The 7,118-nt window shown below is 39.1% G+C and carries 9 protein-coding genes; 7 read left to right on the top strand and 2 right to left on the bottom strand.

The annotated features are described in order from the left end of the window. The first annotated feature begins 3 nt into the window (after positions 1 to 3). On the top strand, positions 4 to 369 hold the full coding sequence (gene rplL, locus LACDD01_RS02795; protein ID WP_004257497.1) for a 50S ribosomal protein L7/L12: 366 nt from the start codon (positions 4 to 6) through the stop codon (positions 367 to 369). A gap of 199 nt (positions 370 to 568) precedes the next feature. Next, positions 569 to 1,243: a 5' nucleotidase, NT5C type gene (locus LACDD01_RS02790; protein ID WP_061413135.1), complete on the top strand. Its 675-nt coding sequence runs from the start codon at positions 569 to 571 to the stop codon at positions 1,241 to 1,243. 41 nt (positions 1,244 to 1,284) lie between these two features. Here LACDD01_RS02790 and LACDD01_RS02785 read toward each other — a convergent pair whose 3' ends face one another. Continuing rightward, positions 1,285 to 1,632: a VOC family protein gene (locus tag LACDD01_RS02785; protein WP_061413134.1), complete on the bottom strand. Its 348-nt coding sequence runs from the start codon at positions 1,630 to 1,632 to the stop codon at positions 1,285 to 1,287. Positions 1,633 to 1,863: 231 nt separating this feature from the next. Between LACDD01_RS02785 and LACDD01_RS02780 the strand changes: the two genes are divergently transcribed. Both LACDD01_RS02780 and LACDD01_RS02775 read left to right on the top strand, forming a co-directional pair. After that, the gene (locus LACDD01_RS02780) at positions 1,864 to 4,065 is read left to right on the top strand and encodes an ATP-binding cassette domain-containing protein (protein WP_061413133.1); all 2,202 of its coding nucleotides are present in this window, start codon (positions 1,864 to 1,866) and stop codon (positions 4,063 to 4,065) included. Positions 4,066 to 4,079: 14 nt separating this feature from the next. After that, entirely contained in the window at positions 4,080 to 4,415 is a 336-nt protein-coding gene (locus LACDD01_RS02775) for a DsrE family protein (RefSeq protein WP_061413132.1), read from the top strand. A gap of 120 nt (positions 4,416 to 4,535) precedes the next feature. Here LACDD01_RS02775 and LACDD01_RS02770 read toward each other — a convergent pair whose 3' ends face one another. Next, positions 4,536 to 5,696 carry a hypothetical protein gene (locus LACDD01_RS02770; RefSeq protein ID WP_019293462.1) on the bottom strand — a complete coding sequence of 387 codons (1,161 nt, stop codon included), beginning with the start codon at positions 5,694 to 5,696 and terminating at the stop codon, positions 4,536 to 4,538. 176 nt (positions 5,697 to 5,872) lie between these two features. On the opposite strand from LACDD01_RS02770, the gene LACDD01_RS12255 reads away from it, so the two are divergent. From LACDD01_RS12255 to LACDD01_RS12245, 3 genes are all read left to right on the top strand, one after another. Beyond that, positions 5,873 to 6,289, top strand: a complete 417-nt coding sequence (locus LACDD01_RS12255; protein WP_231863356.1) for a BadF/BadG/BcrA/BcrD ATPase family protein — start codon at positions 5,873 to 5,875, stop codon at positions 6,287 to 6,289. Between the two features lie 105 nt (positions 6,290 to 6,394). Next, the gene (locus LACDD01_RS12250) at positions 6,395 to 6,604 is read left to right on the top strand and encodes a hypothetical protein (protein WP_231863355.1); all 210 of its coding nucleotides are present in this window, start codon (positions 6,395 to 6,397) and stop codon (positions 6,602 to 6,604) included. A gap of 111 nt (positions 6,605 to 6,715) precedes the next feature. Further along, a partial coding sequence (locus LACDD01_RS12245) for a VOC family protein (RefSeq protein ID WP_231863354.1) occupies positions 6,716 to 7,118 on the top strand: 403 nt, incomplete at its 3' end.

Here is a 7,118-nt window from a genome sequence, read left to right as displayed (position 1 = left end):
AAAATGGCATTGAACATTGAAAACATCGTTGCTGAACTTGAAACAGCAACAATCCTCGAACTCTCTGAGCTCGTTAAAGCAATCGAAGAAAAATTTGACGTAACTGCAGCTGCTCCTGTAGCAGTAGCAGCTGCTGGCGGCGAAGCTGCAGCAGAAAAAGATTCATTTGACGTTGAATTGACAGCAGCAGGCGACAAAAAAGTTGCTACAATCAAAGCTGTTCGTGAAATCACTGGTCTTGGCTTGAAAGAAGCTAAAGAACTCGTTGATGGCGCACCAACAATGATCAAAGAAGGCGTTGCAACTGCAGAAGCTGAAGAAATCAAAGCTAAATTGGAAGAAGCTGGTGCTTCAATCACACTTAAATAATCATTTAAGTTCAATTTAGATGCAAGCTTCCAATATTTTGGATAAGATTGCAATAAAAAACAGCCATTATTGGCTGTTTTTTTATATCGTTATGTAGTGAGTTGGCACAAGTATTACCTTGTATTTTTACGTGAGAAATTATATTTTTGTTATACTAGATTTATAATAGAAACTGATTCGAATACAAAGAGGAGTGCATATGATTGATAAATACAACTTGCCTAAGGAAGAATTACTTTCTTTACTAATGGAAGAGTCCAAGTTAGCACCACAGCATCAGTTGCCAGGTGAAGAGATTGAGGGGGTGAATGTTACCATGCAGTTTTTACGTGACGAAACTGGTCAAGTGCGTTATCTTCCGCGCCGTAAAGTGATGGGCTATGATCTTGATGGTGTAATTTTTTCTATGAAGAAAGCCATTGAATGTACCAATCAAAAGTTGGGCACTAACTTAAATATTGAAACGATGGAAGCTATTGACTATGACTTGATTTATTATGCAACAATGGATGAAGACATTCAGCGAAAAATTATCAGAGAAAGTACGCCAAATCGCAAGATGGTCGAAGATTTGGCAGAAGAACATTTGAACGGAGCAGAAATAGTACTGATTACAGCACGTCATGTTTCTTATGCTAAAGAAACGATAGAATCACTTAATCGTTTCGGTATTTATTATGACAAAATTTATTTTACTGAGGAGAAACTGCCGTTAATTATTGGATTGGATATTGATTGGTTCTATGATGACAAACCGGAAACCATTGCAGCCATTAAAAACCATAAAGTACGCACAAAAGCCGTGCTCGTCTCAGCGCCCTATAACCGTGGTGCCACAGACTATGATTATCGCTATAAAGTAGGACTTGAATAACTGTTTGGAGCTTCTTGCTTGAGTGCTGTGAGAGTTTGCTTTCATATTTCTGTCACAGACCAGATATGGCCTGAGGGATCTTCGATATTAATGACACGCTGGCCATGAGCAATGAAAGAAGGGTTTTCAGGCGTACCGGGAGCAACCACTTGTCCGCCATTATCAAATGCCAGTGCTAAAATATTGTCAATATCCTTCAAATAGATTTGCAGACAAAGACCAACACCGCCTCGAGATTTCGGGGTGTTTTCTTTTACTTCAGCTAAAGCAAAGGGATAATTTTCTATTTTAAAATGGCATCCATCCTGAATGCTTGCTCCGAAAACATTTTGATAAAATTTTAGAGATTGCTTGATATCTTGCACAAAAAGATTAATTGAAATTTTCATGGTAGCACTCACTTTTTATTCTTTATTGTACACAATGTGCGTGTAGTTTACTAATGATTTGTAATTCATTTATACGAGAAAGCATCAATATTATCATTAAAAATAAAAAGCTTTGAAAATCAGATAAAAACAACTAAAAAAATGATAGAATAGGACTTAAGCAACCCCCAAAAATTGAATTTTATAGTTTGCAGGCTCTTGTCTACGGACTTTATGAAAAAGGAGAAAACGATGCCTAATACGATTCGTGTCATTGCAGATAAGGTCAATAATTTAAAGAATGTATCGCTTGAAATCCCCAAGAAGAAAATAACAGTCTTTACTGGTGTTTCGGGCTCTGGGAAATCAAGCCTTGTTTTTGATACTTTTGCCGATGAGTCACAACGCCTCTTAAATGAAACCTTGCCTGCATTTGTTCGACAGTTTCTACCCAAATACGAACGTCCTGATGTGGAGCGGATTGAAAATCTTCCGGCCTCCATCGTCATTGACCAAAAAACTTTAGGGGGCAATGCCCGCTCGACTCTTGCGACAATCACTGATATTGCACCTGTTATTCGTCAACTGTTTGCAGGTGGAGGAAGCCCCCAGCTTGGAGCAGACCATTTTTCGTTTAATCTTCCAGCGGGCATGTGTCCAGAATGTCAAGGTATTGGTAAAAAACTAGAGTTGAAAATGGATCTTTTTATTGATAAAGAACGCTCACTTAATAATGGTGCAGTTCTTTTTAAGCCTTACCAAAAAATCACCAAAATGTATGTAGAGAATGGTCTTTTTGATGGTGAAAAATTATTGAAAGATTATACAGTAGAAGAGCTGGATCGCCTTTATCACGGCAAAGAAGTCGGCAAAATCAAAATGGGCGAATACAATCTTACCTACGAGGGAATAGTTGACAAGTTTAATCGTGGTTTCTTGCAGAAAGAAGGTGACTTGTCTGCAGGTGCCCAAAAGACACTTGCAACTTATACGCATGAAGCACTTTGCCCAGTTTGCCAAGGGAAACGTTTAAACCAAGAAACACTAGCGGTACGTTGGTTCGGACATAGCTTTGCGGATTTGATGAGTATGGAGCTGACAGACTTAAGTGATGCTCTGGCTCCACACGAGGGAACAGAACACCTTAAACAACAAATTGATCATCTGATCGACCTTGGGTTAGGTTATCTCAGTCTTGATCGAGAAACGACGACTTTATCTGGTGGAGAATCTCAGCGTGTAAAATTAGTAAAGCATTTAAATAACGCGCTATCGGATATGCTCTATGTTTTTGATGAACCCTCTGTTGGTCTGCATCCGAGGGATGTGTCTCGTATTAATAGCATCTTTACAAAGTTGCGAGATAAAGGAAATACTGTGCTTATTATTGAGCATGATCCGGATGTCATCAAAATTGCTGATTGGGTGATAGAAGTTGGACCTGGTGCTGGTGTACATGGTGGTGAAATTATGTTTGAAGGAAGCTATGAGCAGCTTCTTCAGTCTGATTGTTTAACGGGAAAATATCTTTCTAAGATGACAACCATTAACGAAAAACCAAGACATCCTGTTCACTTTTATCAAGGAGAAATTTCAAACGCTAACAACCTTAAAAATGAGCATCTTGAGATTCCTCAAGGGCTTCTCACCGTTTTGACCGGTGTAGCTGGTTCAGGAAAATCAACACTTGTAGAGCATTCTTTACGATCAACTTATCCAGAAGCTATTATGGTGACACAAGCAAGTCTAGCTGCCAACAGTCGTTCGAATCCAGCGACTTTTATAGGCATTATGGATAACATCAGAAAAGCCTTTGCAAAAGTGAATGAAGTTAAGCCTAGTCTATTCAGCTACAACTCCGAAGGCGCGTGCTCCGCTTGTGAAGGTAGAGGTTATATCGAATCTAACTTGGCATTTATGGAAACAGTGAAACAAACCTGTGAAGTTTGTCAGGGGAAACGTTACAAGATGGAAGCTCTAGCCTTTAAATATCAAGGAAAAGATATTACGGAAGTCCTAGACTTAACGATTGAAGAAGCATTGGATTTTTTCAAGTCTGCTCCAGCGATTAAGAAAAAAATAAAAGCTATGAACGAAGTAGGACTTGGTTATCTGACATTGGGACAGCCAACGAGTACTTTATCTGGTGGTGAACGTCAGCGCTTGAAGTTGGCTAATGAGTTTTATCAAAAAGGAAATCTTTTTATTCTGGATGAACCATCAACAGGTCTGCATCTGTCTGATATTAGCCGTCTGATGAAGATTATGAAACATTTTGTTGACCAAGGCAATACCTTGGTCGTGATTGAACATCAGTTAGATATCATTCGCCAAGCGGACTGGATTATTGATATAGGTCCAGAAGGTGGCTCAGCTGGTGGCCAAGTGATTTACGCAGGACCGTCAGCTGGGTTACGAAATTGTTCAGCTTCACTTACTGCCCAATATATCTAATAGGAGACATAAAGATGTTACAAGTTATTCTGCATATTGATGAAAACCACAAATGGAACACACTCCTCTCTAACGTAAAGAATCTCAAAGAATGGCTCACTCAGAATAAAGAACCAGGCAAGATTGAGATTTTAGTAAATGGAGAAGCAGTAGAAATGGTACTGAAGTCCTCACCAGTGGATCTTGTGGAAGTCTTCAAAAGAGACGTCAAAGTTGCCGTTTGCCAAAATTCTTTAAACATGAGAGGATACAAAGTAGAAAGCCTACAAGAAGGTTGTACAGTTGTGCCCGCTGGTATTGTGGAACTCGTCCAAAAACAGAACTCAGGCTTTGCATATGTTAAACCATGAGATACTTTACTTTCAATATAGAGCATAAAATCATCCCAGACTATCGGGATGATTTTACTTTTTTAGCTATATAGTATATTTGAAATAAAAAAGACCTCCTATGAGATCTTTTATTTTTAATTATTCAGCAGTTTTTACAGCAACTTCGCCAGAAACTTTAAATTGGTTAGCGGCATCCAATTCTTTGTATGCGTCCAATTGTTCTTGAGTTGCGAAGTAAAGGTTACCATTGATTTCAGATGGGATTGTTTTGCCATCTGTACCTTTCATATCGCGAGCTTTGATTGATGCATTTTCTGCAACGTAAACATCACCTTTAATGTTACCACCTTCGAGGTCAAAGCCAGGTGATTTAATGATCAAACGTTTTGTAGTCAAAGTAAATGAATCTGTGACTTGGTGTTTGTCGTTTTGGGCGATCAATGCCAATGTACGTTGAATTTGGCCGCTCTCGTTCATGAAGATACCATCAACAGTGATGTCTTTATCAGCCGCATCGATATCTGAGTTACCAGATACTAACCAAGCACCTTTAGCGCTCAAGCCTGAAGCTAAGACATCAGCTGCATCTGTACCAGTTGTTGCACCAGTTTGAGTATCAGGTCCGTTACCTTCAAATTCGTGAGTTACTTCACCGTGTTCACCAATAGTGATTGCACCCATAGGGAATTCAAGAACTTCACCTTCGACAACTTTAGTTTCACCTGTTACTTTTGGTTTTTGCTCTTCAGGAAGTTTATTATAAGCATCCATGAGGTCTTGACTTGCAAAAGTCAAGTTACCATCGATAGTTGCTTTACCTTCAACACCTTTACCGCTTTGTGCACCGAATCCAGGTGCGAAGACAGCTACATCACCTTTAATTGTACCATTAGAAAGCTTGAAACCAGGTGATTTTACTTCAACTTTATCAACAGTCAAAGTGTAACGGTCAGTTACAACGTGATCAGCATCTTGTGCGTAAGCTGCAAATTTACGTGCAATTTGGTTTTTGCTAGCATAAACACCCTCAACAGTCAAAGTTTTACCTGAAGCATCCATATCTTTTGTGATTGCTGCCAACCATGAACCGTTTTTAGACAAACCTTTTTGTAAATCTTCGAAACTGTTTGCTCCAGCAGTTGCTCCTGTGAAGGCATCAGCTGATTTGCTGCTGTCAGATTGTTCAGTTTTCGCATCGTTGTTGCCGTTTGCTGAGTCATTGTTGTTGCCACATGCTGCAAGCAAGAAGATTGAAGCTGCTGACAAAGTTACGATTGAAGCCAATTTAGTGGTTTTCATTTAGATTCTCCTAAATAATAAATTTGAATTGAGTTTGGGAGTGGTTATGAAATCGCTCGCAAACCTCGACACTTTAATTCTAACTTAAAAAAAATAAAAAGCAAGAATTTGCCGGTTTATTCACAAAATTAAAAAGTGCATCTTTTCCATACAAATTGCAAGCCATCAAAAGGTGCTTGAATGTATTACCTGATGCGGAGTTAGTTGCCCTTTCTTTAGGTGTGGCTGGAATAGGTTCAGGAAAATATAACGCAGAGCTTCAGCAAGCTTTATCCTCCTTTGGGGTTCCTATCCGGATAGAGACTGATGCACATATCGCACATGCGGCCTATTTCCCTAAGGGTGATGGTATTTTGACAACCGCAGGGACAGGTGCTGTCAGTTTTGGTCACAGAGGAGAAAAGCAAGTAATGACTGGTGGTTGGGGGCATCTGATCGGAGCCGATCGTGGCTCTGGATATTGGATTGCTCTTCAGGCTATTGAAAAGATGGCAAACGACGAAGACCAAGGGAAACCTTTATCCCAACTTTCAAATGCGATTCTCCATTATCTTAACCTTCCTGATTCATTCGCAATAAAACGATTTGTCTAAGGCGCACCTAAGAAGGAACTTGCAGCACTGACACCGATTATTGTTGCCGAAGCAAATAAGGACAGCATTGCAGCTCAAAATATTCTGAGAGAAGCAGGACAGTTTTTGGCACAGATAACAATTGATAACTATAACAAATTAGATCGGCCCCAAGACATAGGCATTGCTTTAAAGGGCTCTGTCCTTTTGAAAATACCTCAAGTGCAGACAACATTTATACAAGAAGTAAAGAAATTTGTGCCAACAGCCTCTATCATAACAGAAGAAGTATCCTCAACCAATGGTGCATTTTCCCTGGCTTTGGCTGAATTATAAAAAGAATTTTTCGCAATATTCTCAAGTGTTTTTATTATACGTTCTTCTCAACATTTATTCTTGACATATCAAAAAGATAGGTTTACAATTGTAAACATAGGAGGCGGGCATATGGAACTACATCATATATCTCTACTTACAGCTGACTTTGAGCAGAATTTTGATTTTTATGTTAATATTTTAGGCTTGCGTTTGGTGAAAAACTCTATTAATCAAGGTAATATCTATATGCGACATGTGTATTACGGTGATTTTATGGGGACTCCTGGAACTGTAGTGACTTTTTTTCCGGATCAACGCTTTGATGTAGAAAGGCAAGATGGGAGTGACTATTTGTCCAGTATCCAATTCAAAATTCCTAAGGATTCTACTGAATACTGGGCGCAACGTTTTAAGAAGTTCGGCTTAGAATATCAACACACAGACAATACTTTACAGGTTCTTGATTTTGACAAGATTTTACTTGAGTTTATCGAAGTAGAAGAGCAAAATCAAGATGCCCACATCAATGTGC

The sequence above is a fragment of the Lactococcus sp. DD01 genome, assembly GCF_001578715.1.
Taxonomy (GTDB): domain Bacteria; phylum Bacillota; class Bacilli; order Lactobacillales; family Streptococcaceae; genus Lactococcus; species Lactococcus petauri.
Note: the sequence above shows the minus strand (reverse complement) of the source record. Positions and strands in the feature narration are given on the sequence as shown.

Coding starts and splice junctions, on each gene's coding strand:
- rplL (WP_004257497.1), top strand. CDS start 4: ATGGCATTGAACATTGAAAACATCGTTGCTGAACTTGAAACAGCAACA.
- LACDD01_RS02790 (WP_061413135.1), top strand. CDS start 569: ATGATTGATAAATACAACTTGCCTAAGGAAGAATTACTTTCTTTACTA.
- LACDD01_RS02785 (WP_061413134.1), bottom strand. CDS start 1,632: ATGAAAATTTCAATTAATCTTTTTGTGCAAGATATCAAGCAATCTCTA.
- LACDD01_RS02780 (WP_061413133.1), top strand. CDS start 1,864: ATGCCTAATACGATTCGTGTCATTGCAGATAAGGTCAATAATTTAAAG.
- LACDD01_RS02775 (WP_061413132.1), top strand. CDS start 4,080: ATGTTACAAGTTATTCTGCATATTGATGAAAACCACAAATGGAACACA.
- LACDD01_RS02770 (WP_019293462.1), bottom strand. CDS start 5,696: ATGAAAACCACTAAATTGGCTTCAATCGTAACTTTGTCAGCAGCTTCA.